Annotated in this window: 15 protein-coding genes; 5 read left to right on the top strand and 10 right to left on the bottom strand. The window is 68.5% G+C overall.

What is annotated here, in order from left to right; genetic code table 11:
* Positions 1-9: 9 nt before the first annotated feature.
* The 6 genes from ABIE65_RS01915 to ABIE65_RS01890 form a co-directional block, all read right to left on the bottom strand.
* Positions 10-1,137 carry a flagellar hook-length control protein FliK gene (locus tag ABIE65_RS01915; protein ID WP_354075160.1) on the bottom strand — a complete coding sequence of 376 codons (1,128 nt, stop codon included), beginning with the start codon at positions 1,135-1,137 and terminating at the stop codon, positions 10-12.
* A 132-nt stretch (positions 1,138-1,269) separates the two neighbouring features.
* Positions 1,270-1,656, bottom strand: coding sequence for a flagellar export chaperone FliS (fliS, locus tag ABIE65_RS01910; protein WP_354075159.1), 387 nt, complete (start codon positions 1,654-1,656; stop codon positions 1,270-1,272).
* A 40-nt stretch (positions 1,657-1,696) separates the two neighbouring features.
* The gene (locus tag ABIE65_RS01905; protein WP_354075158.1) at positions 1,697-2,845 is read right to left on the bottom strand and encodes a flagellin N-terminal helical domain-containing protein; all 1,149 of its coding nucleotides are present in this window, start codon (positions 2,843-2,845) and stop codon (positions 1,697-1,699) included.
* Between the two features lie 962 nt (positions 2,846-3,807).
* Positions 3,808-4,245, bottom strand: coding sequence for a flagellar export chaperone FliS (gene fliS, locus ABIE65_RS01900; RefSeq protein ID WP_354075156.1), 438 nt, complete (start codon positions 4,243-4,245; stop codon positions 3,808-3,810).
* A gap of 46 nt (positions 4,246-4,291) precedes the next feature.
* Positions 4,292-6,091: a flagellar filament capping protein FliD gene (gene fliD / locus ABIE65_RS01895; protein ID WP_354075155.1), complete on the bottom strand. Its 1,800-nt coding sequence runs from the start codon at positions 6,089-6,091 to the stop codon at positions 4,292-4,294.
* A 193-nt stretch (positions 6,092-6,284) separates the two neighbouring features.
* Complete coding sequence (locus tag ABIE65_RS01890) at positions 6,285-7,448, bottom strand: flagellin N-terminal helical domain-containing protein (RefSeq protein WP_354075153.1); 1,164 nt, start codon at positions 7,446-7,448, stop codon at positions 6,285-6,287.
* 394 nt (positions 7,449-7,842) lie between these two features.
* Between ABIE65_RS01890 and ABIE65_RS01885 the strand changes: the two genes are divergently transcribed.
* Complete coding sequence (locus tag ABIE65_RS01885; RefSeq protein ID WP_354075152.1) at positions 7,843-8,190, top strand: DUF6481 family protein; 348 nt, start codon at positions 7,843-7,845, stop codon at positions 8,188-8,190.
* 40 nt (positions 8,191-8,230) lie between these two features.
* Here ABIE65_RS01885 and ABIE65_RS01880 read toward each other — a convergent pair whose 3' ends face one another.
* From ABIE65_RS01880 to ABIE65_RS01865, 4 genes are all read right to left on the bottom strand, one after another.
* Positions 8,231-8,845 carry a 2-hydroxychromene-2-carboxylate isomerase gene (locus tag ABIE65_RS01880; RefSeq protein WP_354075150.1) on the bottom strand — a complete coding sequence of 205 codons (615 nt, stop codon included), beginning with the start codon at positions 8,843-8,845 and terminating at the stop codon, positions 8,231-8,233.
* Between the two features lie 92 nt (positions 8,846-8,937).
* The gene (locus tag ABIE65_RS01875; RefSeq protein WP_354075149.1) at positions 8,938-9,636 is read right to left on the bottom strand and encodes a TauD/TfdA dioxygenase family protein; all 699 of its coding nucleotides are present in this window, start codon (positions 9,634-9,636) and stop codon (positions 8,938-8,940) included.
* 85 nt (positions 9,637-9,721) lie between these two features.
* Positions 9,722-11,137 (bottom strand): MATE family efflux transporter, encoded by a 1,416-nt coding sequence (locus ABIE65_RS01870; protein ID WP_354075147.1) that lies wholly within the window; start codon positions 11,135-11,137, stop codon positions 9,722-9,724.
* A 75-nt stretch (positions 11,138-11,212) separates the two neighbouring features.
* On the bottom strand, positions 11,213-11,668 hold the full coding sequence (locus tag ABIE65_RS01865; RefSeq protein ID WP_354075146.1) for a MarR family winged helix-turn-helix transcriptional regulator: 456 nt from the start codon (positions 11,666-11,668) through the stop codon (positions 11,213-11,215).
* An 88-nt stretch (positions 11,669-11,756) separates the two neighbouring features.
* Between ABIE65_RS01865 and ABIE65_RS01860 the strand changes: the two genes are divergently transcribed.
* The 4 genes from ABIE65_RS01860 to ABIE65_RS01845 all read left to right on the top strand — a co-directional run bounded on the left by ABIE65_RS01860 (position 11,757) and on the right by ABIE65_RS01845 (position 18,530).
* Positions 11,757-12,230 (top strand): PaaI family thioesterase, encoded by a 474-nt coding sequence (locus ABIE65_RS01860; RefSeq protein WP_354075145.1) that lies wholly within the window; start codon positions 11,757-11,759, stop codon positions 12,228-12,230.
* A gap of 117 nt (positions 12,231-12,347) precedes the next feature.
* Entirely contained in the window at positions 12,348-12,623 is a 276-nt protein-coding gene (locus ABIE65_RS01855; protein ID WP_354075143.1) for a DUF2312 domain-containing protein, read from the top strand.
* A 59-nt stretch (positions 12,624-12,682) separates the two neighbouring features.
* Positions 12,683-16,342, top strand: coding sequence for a hydantoinase B/oxoprolinase family protein (locus ABIE65_RS01850; protein ID WP_354075142.1), 3,660 nt, complete (start codon positions 12,683-12,685; stop codon positions 16,340-16,342).
* A 73-nt stretch (positions 16,343-16,415) separates the two neighbouring features.
* Positions 16,416-18,530 carry an ATP-binding protein gene (locus tag ABIE65_RS01845; protein WP_354075140.1) on the top strand — a complete coding sequence of 705 codons (2,115 nt, stop codon included), beginning with the start codon at positions 16,416-16,418 and terminating at the stop codon, positions 18,528-18,530.
* Positions 18,531-18,664 lie beyond the last annotated feature (134 nt).

Raw genomic sequence — 18,664 nt, 5'->3', positions numbered from 1 at the left:
GCGGTCCTTCTAGACGCGGAGGTCGACGCCGCTGGGGCGGATCGTCCGGTAGATCGTATCGATCGCTAAGCCACGCTCTTCCGAGCCGGTGCTCGCAGGGCCGTTGGACCGAGCGAAGAGCGATGGCTGCCGACCGTCCTCGTCGCGGCGCTGAAACGCGAAGCTGCCGCTGTCGGCCTGGAGGCCGGCATCCTGAAGCGCACGCGCGAGCTGGCGCGCATCGCGCTGCAGCAGCTCCAGCGTTTCCGGGCGGTCGGCCCGGACGACTGCATCGACGCGGCCGTCGCGGCTGATCTCGAGAGAGATGTCGATGCCGCCGAGCGATGCAGGATGCAACTCGATCCGGAAACGATCGATGCCATCGGTCGCGGCCTTGGCGATCTGGACGGCGACGCCGTCGAGCGGGACCTGCACCGCCTGAGTGGCCGGTTGCGGCTGCGCTGCAGGAAGTTGCGCGCTCACCGGCTTGGCGTCGGCCTGCATGTGGTGCATGTCGAGCGGATGGGCTCCCGGACGCGTCCCATCCTGCGCCTGGCTGGGCTGCTGCGGCGCCGCGGCGCGGGGGTCGGCGAGCAGATCGTCCGTCGCCTGTGCGTCCGCCGTGTCGGTGCTGCCGGCGGCAATCTTGTCCGCCTCGCTCCCGGCGCCCTGACCGTCTCGGCCCAGGCGGAGCTTGCTCTCGACCTCCTGCGCGGCATCGGCGTCGACAGCCGCACTGTCCTCCGTCTGTGCCTGCGGCGTGTCGATCAGGTCCGAGAACTCGTTGCCGATGTCGGCGCCCGTAGCGGCGGCATCGGTCGTCAAGCCCTGCTGCGCGGCGTCAATCTCACCTGCAACAGCCTCGGCTGTCGCGACCAGCGCCTGTTCGGCTTCGGCGGATGCCTCCGGCTGCAGCTTCAGAGTGTCTTCCGGCGGTGCCTGCATGAACATCGCGGCGACAGCCGACGGTTGGTCGATCTGGGCTTCGCGCGGACCGGTTTCCTCGGCCTCCGCGACATCGCGGGAGCGTGTCCGGTCTCGGGACTGGACGCCTTCCAGAATGTCGGAAAACTTGCCCTTGTTCGCCTTGGCGTCGCTCGTCTGGGAGCGTGGTGCCTCGGTCGCGGATGGGGGCTGTACTGCGATCGGCGCAAGCATGTTTCGGCTACCTGCCCAAACTTGGTCCAAGGGGTGGTTGGTCGGTGCGGGCTGCGGGAGGGGCGGTTGGGCCGCTCCCTCCGCTGCATCAGCACCCCGTGTCTCGCCGGATGGCGGGGCGGGGGGATTGGATCAGGCCGCCGCGGCGGCTCGATCCGCACCCCGGTCCACGGTCTTCCAAGCATCGAGCAACGGAGCGAGCAGACCGATCGCTTCTCGTCCCGCGGTTCCGTCGCGTCCCGCGTTGAACAGGACCAGGCGGCCGAGCACGGTGCGGTAGAGGCTGGCGAGGTTGGCGGCCAGAGCCCCGCCGCGCTGCATGTCGAGACAGCCGTACAACAGGTCGATGATGTCGGCCGCGCGCCGCGCATGCCTGTTCCGCGCCGCCAGGTCGCCCCGCTCCACGGCATCCACCGCCCGGTCCAGCGACACGAGTGTCTCCTCGTACAGCATGACCACCATCTGCGACGGGCGGGCCGCGGACATCACGCGGCCCGGGTCGAAGTCGAACTCGTTCATTTAATGGCCCTCCTTTGCGACGTCTGCTGCGGTGCCGGCATCAGCCCAGGAGCTTCAGCAGGTTCTGCGGCATCTGGTTCGCCTGTGCCAACATCGACACGCCGGCCTGCATCAGGATCTGCTTGCTGGTGAACGAGGTCATCTCCGACGCCACGTCGAGGTCGAGGAGGTTCGAACGCGCCGACTCCTGGTTCTCGATGGTCGAGGCGAGGTTCGACGAGGCGAACTCCAGACGGTTCTGCGAGGCGCCGATGCCGGCACGGGACGTGTTCAGCGAGTCGATGGCCAGGTTGATCGCGTCGAGCGCGATGTTGGCGTTGGCCGACGTGCCGATGCTGGTGGTGTCGAGTGCCAGGGCGTTCGCGGTGGCGGCGCCGATGGTGATCGTCAGCGTGTCGATGTTGGCCGTGGTGCCGGTACCGATCTTGAAGTCGAAGCTGGTGTTGGCGTTCGCGTTGACGGCCGTGGTGACGACGTTGCCGGCACCGGAGTTCGCGGTCTTGTCGAAGGCGGAGTTCAGCGTGAGCTTCACGCCGAGCTGGCTGAAATCGATGGTCTCGGTTTCGTTGATCGCGATGGCGCCGGCGGTGGGCAGCGTGACGCCCTGGCTCTCGCCGGTGGTGGTGTTCGTGATGGTCATCACGTTGTCGGCCGTGGTGTAGGCCACGGTGAAGCTCGCTGCGCCGACGCTCGGGTCGAACTGGAACTGTGCGAAGCCGTCGGCGGCGGTCAGATCCACACCCAGCGTGGCCAACTCGGTCGCGGCCGACCCGGCGACAAGCGTCTTGCCGTTGAAGGTGGTGGCCGAGGCGATGCGGTCGATCTCGGACAGCAGGGCGGAGTATTCGGTCTGCAGCATCCCGCGCTCGACGTCGCCCAGCTGATCCGAGCCGGCCTGCACGGACAGGGTCTTCATGCGGGTCAGGATGTCCGACGTGCGCGCCATGGCGCCGTCGGCGATCTGCATCATCGATGCAGCCTGTCCGGCGTTGACGGTGGCCTGGCGGAGCGCCTGGATCTCGGCGTTCAGGCGCGAGCCGATCGCCATCGACGCCGCGTCGTCCTTCGCCGACACGACGCGGGTGCCGGACGACAGCTTGGCGAGCGACGCCGTCGCCTGCATGTCGGTCGCCGCCAGGTTGCGATGTGCAACGTTGGCAGCGTAGTTGCTGACCATGTTGAGTGCCATTGACTTCTACTCCTGCAAACGCTTCCCGGCGGGATTGCCGAGCCGCCTTCCGGATGCTGCCCGGCATCGCCGTGCTGCGGACCTGGAACGATCGCATCTGAGAGAGCAAGGGGTGGGCCAGCGGCTGTGCCAGACGATAAGAGACTGATTTGAAAGAGAAAGTTGTCTTCTGTGGTGCGCGCTGCCCCAGGGCGCCCGGAAAGAATGACGGGGTGATCCGGCAAAGACTGCCGGGCAGGAGGAAGGGATGTGGTGGTAAATGCCGGGTCGGATCGGCTCGATCGCCGCGTGCCGCCGCCGCGTCCGGACCCTGCCGGGCTGCGTCGCGTCGGCTTCGGGCTGATCGATATGCGGAGCAGCCGGGCCCTACGGGCAGGACTGAAAGTTGCCGGGGCCCGAGGGGCCAGTGCGGGGCCAATTCAGGCCAATTCGAGCCAAGTGGCGCCCGTTCGAGCCCACGGCAGCCGATCGATCGTTTGTAAAAGTCGATTAACACATTGATTTAGTTGTTAAAACCTGCTGCGGACGCTGTCCGCGACCGTGATTTCCCTGATGCGTCAGGCGGTACCGGTTCCAAGGCTGCCGTCGGCCCCCGCCTGGTGGCGTGCCGATCCCTGTTCATTCCCTTTCCTTCCCTTTCATGGTGGAGCGCAGCGCCGCGGACGCAGGGCGACGGCCCCGGCGGCGAGCCCCTTCGACGTCTTCACGATGTGCGACAGCGATCGCCGCACCGCGGGGATCCGCATGTGGGGACTATGTTCCTGATCGACAACGCGGCGCGCGGCGGTCTTCGGCGAGGCGGCCGCGGGAGCGTAGGGAGGAACCACCACCAGAAGTCATCGGGCGCCGGCCGATCCGGCCGGGGATATCCGGGAGAGGACGCGCGGCAGCTGCTCGGCCGGCGGAATCGAAAACCCCCGGATCTTGCGACCCGGGGGTTCAGGGGAGAAGACGCCGGATGATCAGGCGGAAACGGCGAGGCCGCGCGGCTGTGCGGAGGGCGTGACGGGCGACAGCGTGGAACTCGCCTCGGGCGCACCGCGGGCCAGTTCGCGCCACGATTCGGCCAGAGGCTCGAGCAGGCCGATGACGTCCCGCGCGGCCTGCGCGTCGTTCCGCAGGTTCACCTCGGAGAGCCGGCGCAGCATGAAGACGTAGAGGCGCGACAGGTTGGCCGCGACCTCGCCGCCGCGCTCGGTGTCGAGCGTACCGGCGAGGTGCACGATGATCTCGGACGCCTTCTCGACGTTCTGGAACCGCAGTTCCACGTTGCCCGCATCGATGGCGCGCAAGGAGTCGCGCAGGGCGCGGATGGCGCGCTCGTAGAGCATCGCGACCAGCTTTACCGGCGGCGCCGTCATGATCTGCTGCGTTTGATAGGCGACTGAGGCCTGATGCACGTCTTGTCTCCCCGGCGATGTGCTATCGGAGGATGGACCGGTCTGGTTAATTATCGCTGAACATGGACTCGGTCATCTGCTTCAGATTCTCGATGGTCTGGTTCATCGACGTCAGCGCCGTTTCCATGGCGAGGTACTTCGCCAGGAGCGTCTCGCGCTGAAGGTCCAGGCGAACCGTCATCTCCTCGACGCGCGTCTGTTTCTGCTCGTTGCCCGTGGTGAGCGCCGATATCTCGGTCTCCACGAGCCCCGTCTGTGCGTTCAGGAGGTTGTCGAGTTCGAAGAACATGCTCGCGCCGATCCCGACGCTGAAGTCGAGGTCGACGTCGGCCATGTCCGAACCGCCGTTGAAATACAGCGACAGCCCCTTGGCGCCGCCGCTCTCCATGGAGATGCGACGTCCGTCGATCGTCGCCGCCTCTCCGTCGATCGTCGCGGAGGCGATCGTGCCGGTGACCTCGTCCCAGTCGACGCTGAGCTTGTAACCGTCGGCCTTGTAGGTCGTGTTGCCGTTGAAGCCCAGCATCGAGACCTGCGGCGTCGACGAGGCGAAGTCGAAAGAGAACATCTTCTTGACGTTGTCGATGTCGCCGATCAGCGACTCGTCCAGCTTCTCGTTGTCGATGGTCAGCGTGTTGGCGGCGAGCGGATCGGCCAGCGCGTTGTTGTTGACGAACCCGACGCCGATCTGCGCCAGGACGCTGAAGGCGGAGCTGGTGCCCTGCGCGCCGCTGCCGACGATGCGCGACAGCCGCGTCTCGATGTCGGCCAGCGTGGTCGAGCCGAATAGCGTCGCGTCTTCGCGCGGCTCGCCCGTGCTGGCGTCGGTGTCGAGGTGCAGGTTCAGGAAGCTGCGCACCGAGTTGTAGGCGTCGACGAACCCCGTGATGGCGCTCTTCGCTTCGGTCAGGTTGCGATCGACGTCGATGGAAATCGTCGTGCCCGGCTCGGCCTGGTAGAGGCTGAGGGTCACGCCCCCGAACAGGTCGCTGATGGTGTTGCTGTCGCGCTCGATGAGCAGCGGCTGCTTCGTCACGGGATCGACGATCCCGTCTGCATAGAACTGTGCTTTGCGCGCCGCCTGGAACTCGTTGTCGATGGCGCCGCCGTTCAGGACGCCGAGCTGCTCGAGCACCCCGTCCGGATCGCCGAGGGCGATGTCCGTGCCCAGGCTCTGGCCGGCCTTGTCGACCGTCAGCGCCATGTAGCTTTCCGTCTCGGAGACCTTCACGACGCTGGCGGATACGCCGGTGGCACCCGTGCCCTTGTTGGCGTTGTTGACGCGGTCGACGAGGCTCTGCAGCGTGTCGGTCGCGAGAACGTCGATCGCCACGCCGCCGATCTGGATGCTGCCCGAGATCGAGTTGGCCGCCTGGCCGCGGGCCGTGCCGAGATCCTGCGTCGCGCTGGTGAAGGCGCCGCTTCCGATCCGGTGCGAGGCTGCGGTCTGTACGACTTCGATCGTGTGCTTGCCGACGGCGGCCTTGTTGTTGACCGTCACGCCCAGCAGGTTGGCGGGGTTCGAGGCGGACTGGCCGTCGGTGCGGCTGGCGCCCGCGAAAGCCTGTTTCGCCTCGAAGATGTTGCGCGAGGAGTCGACTGTGACCGCGCCGTACAGGTTCTTGAGCGAGTCCTGAAGGACGGTGAGCTGGCTGCGCAGCTCCTGATAGGCGGTGATCTTGGTCTGGTTCGTCTCGATCTGGGCTTCGAGCCGGTCGACCGGGATGCGCTTGGCGGCGATGAGACCATCGACCGTGGCCTGGAAGTCGATTCCCGAACCCAGTCCGGAGAAGGACACGCGGCCTGAATTGCTTATGACGAGGCTGTTGAGGGTCGTGTCGGCCATCGTCGCTGCTCCCAGCGGCTCGGTTGGGTCGGCGTGCCGGCGCAAACAGTGCGGGCGGATGCCTTGGATACCCCGTCCGAGGTAAACATTTCCTTACACGCTCCGCCCGAACCCGAGCGGGCGACCGACGAGGTCGCCGATGTGCGGGAAGGTGAAGGAGGAGAGCGGAAAGCCCTCCTCCTTCGAGTCCGGATCAGCCGAACAGACGCATCATGTTCTGGGGCATCTGGTTCGCCTGGGCCAGCATGGAGACGCCGGCCTGCATCAGGATCTGCTTGCTGGTGAACTTCGTCATCTCAGCCGCCACGTCGAGGTCGAGCAGCGAGCTGCGAGCCGCTTCCTGGTTCTCGATGGTCGAAGCCAGGTTGGCGGCAGCGAACTCGAGCCGGTTCTGCGACGCACCGACATTCGCACGCTTGGTGTTGATGTCGTCGATGGCGCCGTTGATCGCGTCCAGCGCCGTATCGGCGTTGGCGGAGGTGGTGATGTCGGTACCCGTCAGGCCGAGAGCGTTCGACGTCGTTGCGCCGATCGTGATCGCCACCGTGTCGTTCGCCGTCGTGCCGGCACCGATCTTGAAGTTGAACGTGGAGTCCGCCGCCGCGTTCACCACCGAGTCCATGGTGTTGGTCGCGGTGATGTCGGTATCGGCGAAGGCCGAGTTCAGCGTAATGCTGACACCCAGCTGGCTGAAGTCGATCGTACGCTCGGAATTCGCGGCGATCGCGCCGGCACCGGAGAGTTCGAGATCGATACCCTGGCTTTCGCCCGTCGTCGTGTTGGTGACGGTCAGGACGCCCGTGCCGGTCGCATCGTCGTCGTACGCGACGGTGAAGCTGGCGGCACCGACATCAGGGTTGAACTCGATCTTGGCGAAGCCGTCGGCCGCCTCGAGGCTGGTGCCGAGCGTGCCCGTGTTGAGTTCGGTCGCTGCCTGACCCGCGACCAGGCTCTGGCCGTTGAACGTGGTCGAGCCGGCGATACGGTCGACTTCGCTGACCAGCGACTGGTACTCGGTGTCGAGCATGGCGCGCTCGGTGTCGCCGAGCTGGTCCGAACCGGCCTGAACCGCCAGAGTCTTCATGCGGGTCAGAATGTCGGAGGTCTTGCCCATCGCGCCGTCGGCGATCTGCAGCATGGAGGCTGCCTGACCGGCGTTGACGCTCGCCTGCTTCAGGCCAGCGACTTCGGAGCTGATCCGCGAGCCGATGGCCATGGCCGCCGCGTCGTCCTTCGCCGACACGACGCGGGTACCGGACGACAGCTTCGCGAGCGAAGAGGTCGCCTGGGCGTCCGTCGCCGTCAGGTTGCGGTGCGCAACGTTGGCGGCGTAGTTGGAAACGATATTGAGACCCATGATAGATTCCTTCCTGGAATGTGAGCCGGCATCCTGCCGCGTGAGGCTTTCGCCTCCGTCCTCCGGGCATCCGGGGGACACTCTCTGGAAGCACCGTCTGTGCCAACCCGAGGAATGGCGGTTTTCTGCGGATGCGGCAGCCCGTGCCGGGCAGATTTTGCCGGGAGGCAGCTTCCGGCCGGGAATTTTTTGCCGGGCGGGCGGGACATTCCTGCCTAGTCGGGCCGGCATCCGCTCCGCCGAACCGCGGGTGCCGCGGGCATAGGAATACCGCCCACCTGGACACGGCGTAGCACGACAGCGTTTAACCGGAGCCGCCGAGACCCCACTTTGCGGGGTCAGCAGTTTATTGAGTGATAAGAGGTTCGTGGAGATGAAGGGTAGGGAACCCAGTTTGCAAGACCGGCTTGGCGAGCAGGCGAAGGCCAAGCGGGCGCTGCTGGAGAAGGCGCGGGCGAGCGCGCCTCAGAACGATCCGAACTTCGCCGAGCGTCAGGAAGAGCGGCGCCGGATCGCCGAGGCGCGCGAGGCGCGTGCCGCCGAGCGTGAGGCGGCACGACAGGCCGAGGAGGCGCGCAAGGCCGAGGAGCGTGCCGCCGCGGAACAGGCCCGCCTGGCCGCGATCGAGGCGGAGAAGGCGGAGAAGGAAGCCGAGCGCCAGCGCCAGCTGGAGCACGATATCGAACGGAAGGCCATCCGCGACGCCCGCTACGCCGCGCGCAAGGCCCGCGGACGCCGCTAGACGGCTCCACGGGAGCCGGCTAACGGGCCGAGCCGGCTTCTCAGGCGGCGCCGGCGCGCTTGCGCAGGAGGTCGCGGATCAGGTCGAGCCGGTCGTTGCCGAAATACATGTCGGTGCCGTCGACGAACATCGTCGGCGAACCGAAGCCGCCGCGGGCGATCAGTTCGTCCGTAACGGACCGCAGGTGGTCCTTCGTGTCCTGGCGGGCGATGTATTCGAAGAAGCGGGCGGGCTCGATGCCGACCCGCCCGACGATACCGGTCAGCACGTCGTCCTTGCTGATGTCGCGCAGGTCCGTCCAGTAGGCCGAGAACACGGCGCGGGAATAGGGGACGATCAGGCCTTCCTCGATCGCCAGGAACGCGCCGCGCAGGGCCTTCACACTGTTGACCGGGAAGACCGGCGGGTGGCCGATCGTGATGCCCTGGAGTTCGGCCCAGTCGGTCATGTCCTTGCGGTAATAGGCATCCTTGACCGGGATCGGGTTCTCGCGCCGCTGGTAGATGCTGGGATTCACCGCATTGAAGACGCCGCCGACCACGAAGGGCCGCCATACCAGTTCGGCCCCCACGTCCGCGGCGACCGCCTCGATCCTGTCGAAGGCGAGATAGGTCCAGGGACTGGAATAGTCGAAGAAGAACTCGATCGTCGTCATGGGCGGATCCCGTACCGCGTGCACCGGCCGCGATCTTCGCACGGACGGGCCTCCGCCGCAGCCCCCGGTCGGCGGCGGGGCAATGCCTCCGGTCAGACGGCCTGGGGGGCGAGGCGGCCCACAGATTCTGCGCGCGCGATGCCGCGGACAGGGTTCGGCCTCGGGACGGGGGGCCGCGCCGAATGCATGCGGCAGCGATCCTCGACCAGCAGGACGTCGCCCTCGCGCCAATAGTGGGTGTAGGCGAGACGCCTGCGCAGAATATGGGCGTCGAGCGCCGCCCCGAGATTGTTTGCCTGAATTTTCGGCAGCCCCTCCAGGCTGCGCAGATTCGTGCCCACGATATCGACGCAGGGGCGGCCCGACGGGTCGTGCGCCCGGACGAGCGGCCGCGCGACGCCCGCTTCCGCGGCGGCCAATTCGTGCCGCAACGCCTCAGGCAGCGCTTCATACGCCGCGGTTCCGTCGACGAAGCGAGTCTCGCCGAAACTGAGGGGGACGCCGACCGTGTGCACCAGGGAGATGCAGGCGTCGCCCTTGCGACGCGTGGCCATGGCCGCGGCGAGCGCGGTGAGCTTCTCCTCCGATATCCCCTGCCACCCGCGAAGGACCAGGACCGCCCGTTCGGCGCAGGCGGTGCGGAGCAGCGCCAGCACCTCGGAGTCGAACAGTGTGGTCAGGTCGAGGCACGTGACCTCGCTGCCGATCCCGGGCGACAGCGGTCGGATGAGGATGCCGCGTTCGGCGGCGTCGCGGCGCCAGTTCGGCGCGATCTCGATCTGTCGGCTCATGGCACGGCTCCCGTGCTGCGCGGTGCCGCCCGCCACCGGCGAGGCGGTGATGCCCGTGCCGCAGCAAGGATCGCGCCAGCGCCGCTCAGTCTCGCCAGGTGCCGAGGGCGATGGAGCCGGCGATGACGGTGCCGAAGAGGACCATGCCGATCGCGACGGCGACGAACAGGCCGTCGAGGCCGAAGACGGACGAAGCCAGCCAGCCGCCGCCGATGGCCACGACGAGGCGGAGGACGCCGCCGATCAGCGGCCATCGCATGCGGCCGGCACCCTGGGAGGCGAAATAAAGGGCCATGCCGAACCCGAAGAAGACATAGGCGGGGCCGACGATCCGCAGGTAGGTCCGCCCGGCGTCGAGCACGCCGGGATCCCGGGTGTAAATCCCGATCCAGAGGTCGGGCCACAGGCCGACCGTCAGTCCGATCGCGCCGACGACCGCGCCGGCGATGGCGGCACCCGTCCATGCCACCCGCCGCGCCCGCGGCCAGTTTCCGGCGCCGACATTGGTGCCGACCATCGCGGTGAGCGCCGCCCCTATGCCGAAGACGATGGGGATCAGCAGGAACTCCAGTCGTGCGCCGATTCCGTAGCCGGCCAGGGCGGCCGCGCCGAAGCGCGCGACCAGGCCGGTGACGACGATGATCGTCACGCAGGTCAGCAGCGCCGATATGCACGCCAGCAGGCCGACCCTGAGGATCTCGCGGAACAGCGCCCATTGCAGGCGGACGCCGCGAAGGCGGAGGGTCAGGCCGGCGGCGCCGCTGCGCAGGTAGGCGATCAGGAACACCCCGCCGAGGCCGAAGGCGATGACCTGGGCCGCACCGGCGCCCGCGATGCCGAGCTGCGGGAAGGGGCCGATCCCGAGGACGAGCGCACCGCCGAGCGCCACCTGGACGGCCGCCACGCTGAGGATGACGCTGGCCGGTATGAGCATGTTTCCGGAGCCGCGGATCGCGGAGGCCAGCATGTTCATCACCCAGACGGCGATCGCACCCGAGAAGATCACGCCCGAATAGGCGAGTGCCTGGTCGAGGACCGCGCCGCGGCCGCCCAGGGCTCCGAAGAAGATCCGTCCGAAGCCCAGAATGACGACGGAGAACAGCGCGGCCATGCCGGCCGCGATGACGATGATGTGCAGGAGAAGCGCCTCGGCCTTCGCCGTATCGCCGGCGCCGAGGGCGCGCGCCACGGCGGAGGCGCCGCCGCCGCCCATCGCCCCCGCCGACATCATCTGCATCATCGTGACCAGCGGGAACACGAGCGCCAGGCCGGCAAGGGAGTCGATACCGAGCCGGCTGACGTACCAGGCCTCGGCCATGCTCACGGCCGTCTGGGCGGCGACGGCGACGACGTTCGGCGCCGCGAGGCCGAGGAGGGTCGGCGCGATCGGCGCGTCGAGGAGCCGGCGGGTCATGGCGGCGCGGCGCGTCGCGGCCACCCCCGGGGGTGCCGCTTTCGGGAGCGGGCGGGATGCGGTCATGGTCGCCTGCTCAGCGGGCATGGTCTGTCTCCTGAGGGTGCATATGCACGTATATCGTCGCAAAGTCGGCGTCAATCCGCCCCTCTCGCACGGCTGCTACTCCGCCGGCAGTCCGGCGAAGGCCCGATCGAGCAATCCGTGAAGATCGTCGGTGAGCGCCGTGCCCAGCGCGTCCCGGACCGACGCCTGCGCGTCCTTCCAGTATGGCAGGGCCTCTGCCGCCGCGGTGCGGCCGGCGGCCGTGATCGCGACCGAGCGGGTGCGCTTGTCCTCGCCGGGGTCGATGGCGACGTAGCCCATACGCTCCAGCGGGCGGAGGTTGCGGGTCAGGGTGGTGCGGTCCATGCCCATCCGCTCGGCGAGTTCGGTCATGTGCAGCGGTCCGCCGCGCAGCCGGGCGAGGAGGCCGTACTGGGTGATCCGCAGGCCCGTGGGCTGCAGGTGCCGGTCGTAGATCTGGGTCACCCGCCGGGTCGCCCGGCGCAGCGCGAAGCACGTGCACAGGCTGCCGCCATCGCCACGCGGCGCGTCCGTCGGTTCCCGGCCGGTCATGATCGTGTCCGTTCCATCCTTGTCGAAGAGTGTATATGCACTGTACCTTCCTCGCAAGCGAGCGACGCGGGACTGGAGCGGGATCGAGATGGCGGATGATGGGACGGTCGGATTGGTGCCGCCGGACATCTTCAAGGCGACGAGCGGCCTCGAACTGTTGCGCGGGATGGCCGAGGGGCGTCTGCCAGGGCCACCCATAACGGCGCTACTGGGCTTCTCTCTGGTCGAGGTCGGCGAGGGGAGGGCCGTCTTCGCGGGGACGCCGCGGTTCGACCACTACAATCCGCTGGGAAGCGTGCACGGCGGCTGGATCGCGACCCTGCTGGATTCCTGCATGGGATGCGCGGTGCACACGATGCTCCCGGCGGGGCGCGGCTACACGACCCTGGAGTTCAAGGTGACGTTCATCCGGGCCGTCCGCGAGACGACCGGCTTGGTGCGGGCGGAGGGGACGATCCTGAACGTGGGCCGCACGGCCGGCACGGCCGAGGGCCGCCTGCTGGATGCCGGGGGCAAGCTGCTGGCGCATGGGACCACGACCTGCCTCGTCTTCCCGCTCTGACGGCGTTCGTGACGCGACGGCGGCAGGCCGATGTTGCACGGTCCTGCGCCGCTGAATAAGGTCGCGCGCCCGCGAGCGGGCCAGGGCGAGCGGAACAGGGACGGTTCAGGAGAGCGCATGACGGACGTGCACGGCATCACCGCGGAACAGCTCCGCTCCTACATCGAGCGGATCGAGCGGCTGGAGGAGGAGAAGGCCGGCCTCGCCTCCGACATCAAGGACATCTTCGCCGAGGCGAAGGGCAACGGCTTCGACGTGAAGACGATGCGCCAGATCCTGAAGATCAGGAAGATGGACGCGTCCGATCGCGACGAGCAGGAGGCGCTGCTCGACCTCTACATGCATGCCCTCGGCATGGCCGGTCCGCCGGCGGGCGCGTCCGAGGAAGGGTGACCCGGTCTCCGTCCCAGGCGGCGTGAGTTCGGTCCGGTTCAGACAGGGGAGGGGTTTCGATGCCCGACGGTTGGCAGTTCTGGATCGATCGGGGCGGTACCTTCACCGACGTCGTGGCGCGCGCGCCGGACGGCACCCTCCACACGCACAAGCTGCTGTCGGAGAACCCGGAGCGCTACGCCGACGCCGCCACCCAGGGCATCCGCGAGATCCTGGGCGTGGCACCGGGAGAGCCGCTGCCGGCGGCGGCGATCGACGCGGTCAAGATGGGCACCACCGTCGGGACCAACGCCCTGCTGGAGCGCAAGGGCGAGCGCACCCTGCTGGCGATCACGCGCGGGTTCGGCGATGCGCTGCGGATCGGCTACCAGAACCGGCCGAAGCTGTTCGTCCGCAAGATCGAACTGCCGGAGATGCTCTACGGCCGCGTGATCGAGGTGGACGAGCGGCTGGGGCCGCACGGCGAGACGATCCGGCCACTGGATGAAGCGGCCGTCCGCGCCGATCTCGAGGCGGCCTTCGCAGAGGGCTATCGGGCCGTCGCCATCGTCCTGATGCACGGCTATCGCCACACGGCGCACGAGGCGCGGGTCGCCGCGATCGCGCGTGAGATCGGCTACACCCAGGTCTCCGCCAGCCACCAGACCAGCCCGCTGATGAAGCTGGTGTCGCGCGGCGACACGACCGTGGTCGACGCCTATCTGTCGCCGATCCTGCGCCGCTATGTCGACCGCGTCGCGGGCGAACTCGGTGCCGATGGTCCCGATCCCGTGCGGCTGATGTTCATGCAGTCGAACGGCGGCCTGACCGACGCGCACTTCTTCCAGGGCAAGGATTCGATCCTCTCCGGGCCGGCCGGCGGCGTCGTCGGGGCGGCGCGGGCCAGCGCCATGGCCGGGTTCGACCGGATCATCGGCTTCGACATGGGCGGCACCTCGACCGACGTGTCCCACTATGCCGGCGCCTACGAGCGAGCCTTCGACACGCGTGTCGCCGGGGTGCGGATGCGCGCGCCGATGATGCAGATCCACACGGTGGCGGCCGGCGGCGGCTCGATCCTGTTCTTCGACGGCAGCCGCTATCGCGTCGGCCCGGAGTCCGCCGGCGCCAATCCCGGTCCCGCGTCCTACCGGCGCGGCGGGCCGCTGACCGTGACCGACGCGAACGTGATGCTCGGCCGCGTGCAGCCGGACTTCTTCCCGCGCGTGTTCGGGCCGGGCGGCGACGAACCGCTCGACGCCGACGTGGTCCGCACACGGTTTGCGGCACTGCGCGACGAGATCGAGGCGGCGAGCGGCGACGCCCGCACGGCGGAGGAAGTCGCAGCCGGCTACCTGCGGATCGCCGTCGAGAACATGGCGAACGCCATCAAGGAAATCTCGATCCGGCGCGGCTACGACGTGACGCGCTACGCGCTCTGCTGTTTCGGCGGGGCCGGCGGCCAGCACGCCTGCGCCATCGCCGACACGCTGGGCATGACGACGGTCTTCGTCCACCCGCTGGCCGGCGTGCTGTCGGCCTATGGCATGGGCCTCGCCGACCTGCGCGCGCTGCGCGAGCAGGCGGTGGAGGCGGTGCTGGCACCCGAGGTGGTGCCGGAGCTGGTGGCGCAGATGGAGGCGCTGGCCGAGGACGGCCGCGTCGAGATGCGCCGCCAGGGCGTGCCCGAGACGCGCATCCGCGTCGAGCGCCGCGTGCACCTGCGCTATCAGGGCACCGATGCGCCGCTGATCGTGGCGTTCCCCGAAGACGCCGAGGCGGCGGCGGCCGTCGCCGCGCTGATCGCAGCCTTCGAGGAGGCCCACCGCCAGCGCTACGGCTTCGTCATGGAGGGTAAGCTCCACACCGTCGAGGCGGTTGCCGTCGAGGTGATCGGCGAGACTGACACGGCGGAGGAACCCGAACTGCCGCCCGGTACCCGCGTCGGGCCGCCGGAGCCGGTGGCGCACCGGCCGATGTATCTCGCGAGCCAGGGGGCGGGGCAGGGCGGCTGGGCGGACGTGCCGATCTACGACCGGGCCACGCTCCAGCCGGGCGACGTGGTCGAAGGGCCGGCGACGATCCTGGAGAAGACCGGGACCAATGTGATCGAGCCGGGCTGGCGCGCCGAGATCAACGCCCGCGGCCACCTGATCGCGCGCCGCGCCGTGGCGCTGGCGCGCACCGCCGCGATCGGCACCCAGGTCGATCCCGTCATGCTGGAGGTGTTCAACAACCTCTTCATGTCGATCGCCGAGCAGATGGGTGCCGTGCTGGAGAACACCGCCTATTCGGTGAACATCAAGGAGCGGCTGGACTTCTCCTGCGCGGTGTTCGATCCGACGGGCGGCCTCGTCGCCAACGCACCGCACATCCCGATCCACCTGGGCGCCATGGGCGAGACGGTGAAGACGCTGATCCGGCTGCGTGGGCAGACGATGCGGCCGGGCGACGTCTACTGCGTCAACACGCCCTACAACGGCGGGACGCACCTGCCGGACGTGACGCTGGTGGCGCCGGTGTTCGACGCGGCCGAGCGCGACATCCTGTTCTTCGTCGGCTGCCGCGCCCACCATGCCGACATCGGCGGCATCACGCCGGGCTCGATGCCGCCCGACAGCGTCCATATCGACGAGGAAGGCGTCATCTTCGACAACTTCCTGCTGATCGAGCAGGGCCGCTTCCGGGAGGCGGAGCTGATCGCGCAGCTGACCGGCGCGCCCTGGCCGACACGCAACGTCCACCAGAACATCGCCGACCTGCGCGCCCAGATGGCGGCCTGCGAGAAGGGCGTCCAGGAACTGCGCCGCATCGTGGCGAGCTTCGGCCTCGACGTCGTCCACGCCTATATGGGCCATGTCCAGGACAATGCCGAAGCCTGCGTGCGGCGCGTGCTGGAGACGCTGCCGGAAGGCAGCTTCACGTGGGAGGCCGACAACGGCGCCGTCATCCGCGTGAAGCTGACCGTCGACCGGGAGAAGCGCGAGGCGGTGATCGACTTCACCGGTACCAGCCCGCAGCAGACGACCAACAACTTCAACGCCCCCACCGCCGTCGCCCGTTCCGCGGTGCTCTACGTCTTCCGCCTGCTCGTCGACGAGGACATCCCGCTGAACGACGGCTGCCTGAAGCCGATCCGGATCGTCGTGCCGGAGGGCTCGATGCTGGCGCCGGTCTATCCGGCGGCAGTCATCGCCGGCAATGTCGAGACGTCGCAGATGATCACCGACAGCCTTCTCGGCGCGATCGGTGCCATGGCTGCGTCCCAGGGCACGATGAACAACTTCACCTTCGGGAACGAGCGGCACCAGTATATCGAGACGATCTGCGGCGGCCACGGCGCCGGCCCCGACTTCGACGGCGCCTCGGCCGTGCACACGCACATGACCAATACCCGCATCACGGACCCGGAGGTGCTGGAGTGGCGCTTCCCCGTGATCCTCGAGGAATTCTCGATACGGCGCGGGAGCGGCGGCGCCGGCCGCCATCGCGGTGGCGACGGGATCGTGCGGAGAATTCGCTTCCTGGAGCCGATGACGGCCGCGATCCTGTCCAACAGGCGTCGTATCGCGCCGTTCGGCCTGCAGGGCGGAGAGCCGGGACGGACCGGCCGGAACACCGTCCTGCGCCGCGACGGCGAAGCGATCGACCTGGGCGGTGCGGGAAAGGCACAGATGCAAGTCGACGACGTGATCGTCATCGAGACGCCGGGGGGTGGCGGCTTCGGCTCGCCCGACTAACGCGCCCGCATTAACGTGGTGTTGTCAGACTTTTGGTACGAACCCTCCGAATGTCCGGAGGATCAACACCCGCATGAGGCCTATCGGTTCGGTCCGCATCGTCGCCGTGGTGGTCGCTCTGTGCCTCGTGTGTGTGGCCCTGGCGGTGTGGACGCTCGTCCAGTCGCGCCAAGCCGCGCTGACGGAGGGCGAACGGCGTGTGGAAGGGGTCGCCCTGGTGCTGGAGCAGCAGGCGGACCAGATGCTGGCGACCGTCGAGCATCTGCTCGACCTGACCTCGGCGAGCGTGCGTGACCATGGGCTGACCAAGCCCCACGCGCGCGATCTCGAACCGATGATCGCCAGCGCGGCGGAGCGGCTGCCGCAGCTGCGTGCCGTGCATTTCGTCGACGAGCATGGCCGGCAGCGGCGAATCGGCGCGCCGCTGGAGGCAGCGCATGTGGAAGCCTCGCAGAAGGCCTTCTTCCAGCGCCACCGCGCCGACCCGTCGATCGAACTGAAGCTCGTCGATCCCGAGGATCACCACGCCGAGGGGCGGCGTCGGCTGTTCATGTCGCGTCGGCTGGAGTCGGCGCTGGGCGCCTTCGCCGGAGTCCTGCTGGTCGAGATCGACCTCGACTATCTGCAGCAGCTCTACGATCGCATCCAGCTGACCGCAGGCAGCAGCATCGGCCTCGTGACGATGGCGGGGCGGCTCGTCGTGCGGTTCCCGCACAGCGAGCCCAGGTTCGACGAAGACTTCAGCGGCCTGTTGAACGGTCGCCCGCCGGCCGCGTCGGAGGGGGCTGGATCGGTCGTCTCCCCCGTGGACGGCAAGGTCCGGCTGGTCGGCTACAGGATCCTGTCCCGCTACCCGCTCCTGGTCTACGCGTCGATGCCGCGGGCCGAAGTGCTCGCCGAGTGGCGGGCGAACGGCTTCGTCTATCTCAGCTTCGCCGGGGCCCTGCTGGGCCTCGTGGCGTTTCTTGCGGCCCAGACGGTGCGCGAGATCCGGCAACGGCGGGCGGCGGAGCGGTCGATGCGGCGGTCGCTGGTCGATCTGCAACGCCAGAAAGCGCTCGTCGACGCCATCCTCGCGGCACTTCCCGACGGCACGCAGCTGTTCGACGGCGAGCAGCGCATGATCGGCTGGAACGACCGGCTCTTCTCGATTCTGCGGGTCGACCGGCAGGACGTCTTCGCCGCACCGGATCCGACGCACCGCTTCTTCGAGATCCTGGCACGGCGCGGCGAGTATGGGCCCGGCGACATCGAGGACCTGATCCGCAGCCGGCTGGAGATCACCCGGACGACCGAGCGGTTCCAGTATATCCGCCGCCTCGCCGACGGCCGCTGGATGGAGTGCCGCGGCCAGCCGATTCCTGGGCTGGGCGTGCTCGCCGTCTATCGCGACATCACCGCCGAGGCGGAGCACGAGGCGCGCATGAAGGCGGTCCAGTCGTCGCTGGAAGAGGCGCGCCTGGACGCAGAGCGGGCCAACCGGGCCAAGTCCGAGTTCCTCGCCGGCATGAGCCACGAACTGCGTACGCCGCTGAACGCCATCCTCGGCTTTTCCGAGGTGATCGGCGGCCTGTTCTTCGGCCGCGACGCGATCGACCGCTACGCCGAGTACGGCCGCGACATCAACTCCGGTGCCACGCATCTCCTCGCCCTGATCGACTCGCTGCTCGACCTCGCCAAGATCGAAGCGGGCCGCATGGAACTGCACGAGGAGACCGGCGACGTGCAGGACTGCGTCGACCGCACCCTGGCGATGTGCCGCCCCGTGGCGTCCGCCAAGGACGTCGACCTCGTGCTCGGCGGGATACCCAGGATCGCCTTCCGCGCCGACCGGCAGAAGGTCGTGCAGAGCCTGCTGAACGTCGTCTCGAACGCGATCAAGTTCACCCCGGCCGGCGGCCGCGTCACCGTGTCGGCCGCGCATCGTCGGGAAGGGCTGGCCTTCATCGTCGCCGACACCGGCATCGGCATCGCCGACAAGGACATCCCGAAGGTGTTCGAGGCCTTCCGGCAGGTCGAGAGCGGCCGGTCGATGAACGCCAAGGGCACCGGCCTCGGCATGCCGCTCACCCGCCACCTGATCGAGCTGCACGGCGGCACCGTCTCGCTGGAGAGCGAGGTCGGGGTCGGGACCACCGTCACGCTGACGCTGCCGGCGGACCGGATCGTCGGGCTGGCCGCCGCATAGCGGCGGGCCGGCGCTTCTGCACGCTCTCTACCGGACGCTGGCTTCCGGACGGCGGCTTCTGGGCGCTGACTTCTGGCCGGGGGGCCGCCGCAGCGGTTACAACGGGTCTTCCGACAGGGAAGGGAGACGCCGAC

The sequence above is a fragment of the Constrictibacter sp. MBR-5 genome, assembly GCF_040549485.1.
Classification (GTDB): domain Bacteria; phylum Pseudomonadota; class Alphaproteobacteria; order JAJUGE01; family JAJUGE01; genus Constrictibacter.
This window is presented reverse-complemented; position numbering and strand designations above follow the sequence as displayed.

Bases quoted from the DNA above. Each gene is read 5' to 3' on its own strand.
- ABIE65_RS01915 (WP_354075160.1), bottom strand. From the start codon at position 1,137: ATGCTTGCGCCGATCGCAGTACAGCCCCCATCCGCGACCGAGGCACCA.
- fliS (WP_354075159.1), bottom strand. From the start codon at position 1,656: ATGAACGAGTTCGACTTCGACCCGGGCCGCGTGATGTCCGCGGCCCGC.
- ABIE65_RS01905 (WP_354075158.1), bottom strand. From the start codon at position 2,845: ATGGCACTCAACATGGTCAGCAACTACGCTGCCAACGTTGCACATCGC.
- fliD (WP_354075155.1), bottom strand. From the start codon at position 6,091: ATGGCCGACACGACCCTCAACAGCCTCGTCATAAGCAATTCAGGCCGC.
- ABIE65_RS01890 (WP_354075153.1), bottom strand. From the start codon at position 7,448: ATGGGTCTCAATATCGTTTCCAACTACGCCGCCAACGTTGCGCACCGC.
- ABIE65_RS01880 (WP_354075150.1), bottom strand. From the start codon at position 8,845: ATGACGACGATCGAGTTCTTCTTCGACTATTCCAGTCCCTGGACCTAT.
- ABIE65_RS01875 (WP_354075149.1), bottom strand. From the start codon at position 9,636: ATGAGCCGACAGATCGAGATCGCGCCGAACTGGCGCCGCGACGCCGCC.
- ABIE65_RS01870 (WP_354075147.1), bottom strand. From the start codon at position 11,137: ATGCCCGCTGAGCAGGCGACCATGACCGCATCCCGCCCGCTCCCGAAA.
- ABIE65_RS01865 (WP_354075146.1), bottom strand. From the start codon at position 11,668: ATGACCGGCCGGGAACCGACGGACGCGCCGCGTGGCGATGGCGGCAGC.
- ABIE65_RS01860 (WP_354075145.1), top strand. From the start codon at position 11,757: ATGGCGGATGATGGGACGGTCGGATTGGTGCCGCCGGACATCTTCAAG.
- ABIE65_RS01855 (WP_354075143.1), top strand. From the start codon at position 12,348: ATGACGGACGTGCACGGCATCACCGCGGAACAGCTCCGCTCCTACATC.
- ABIE65_RS01850 (WP_354075142.1), top strand. From the start codon at position 12,683: ATGCCCGACGGTTGGCAGTTCTGGATCGATCGGGGCGGTACCTTCACC.
- ABIE65_RS01845 (WP_354075140.1), top strand. From the start codon at position 16,416: ATGAGGCCTATCGGTTCGGTCCGCATCGTCGCCGTGGTGGTCGCTCTG.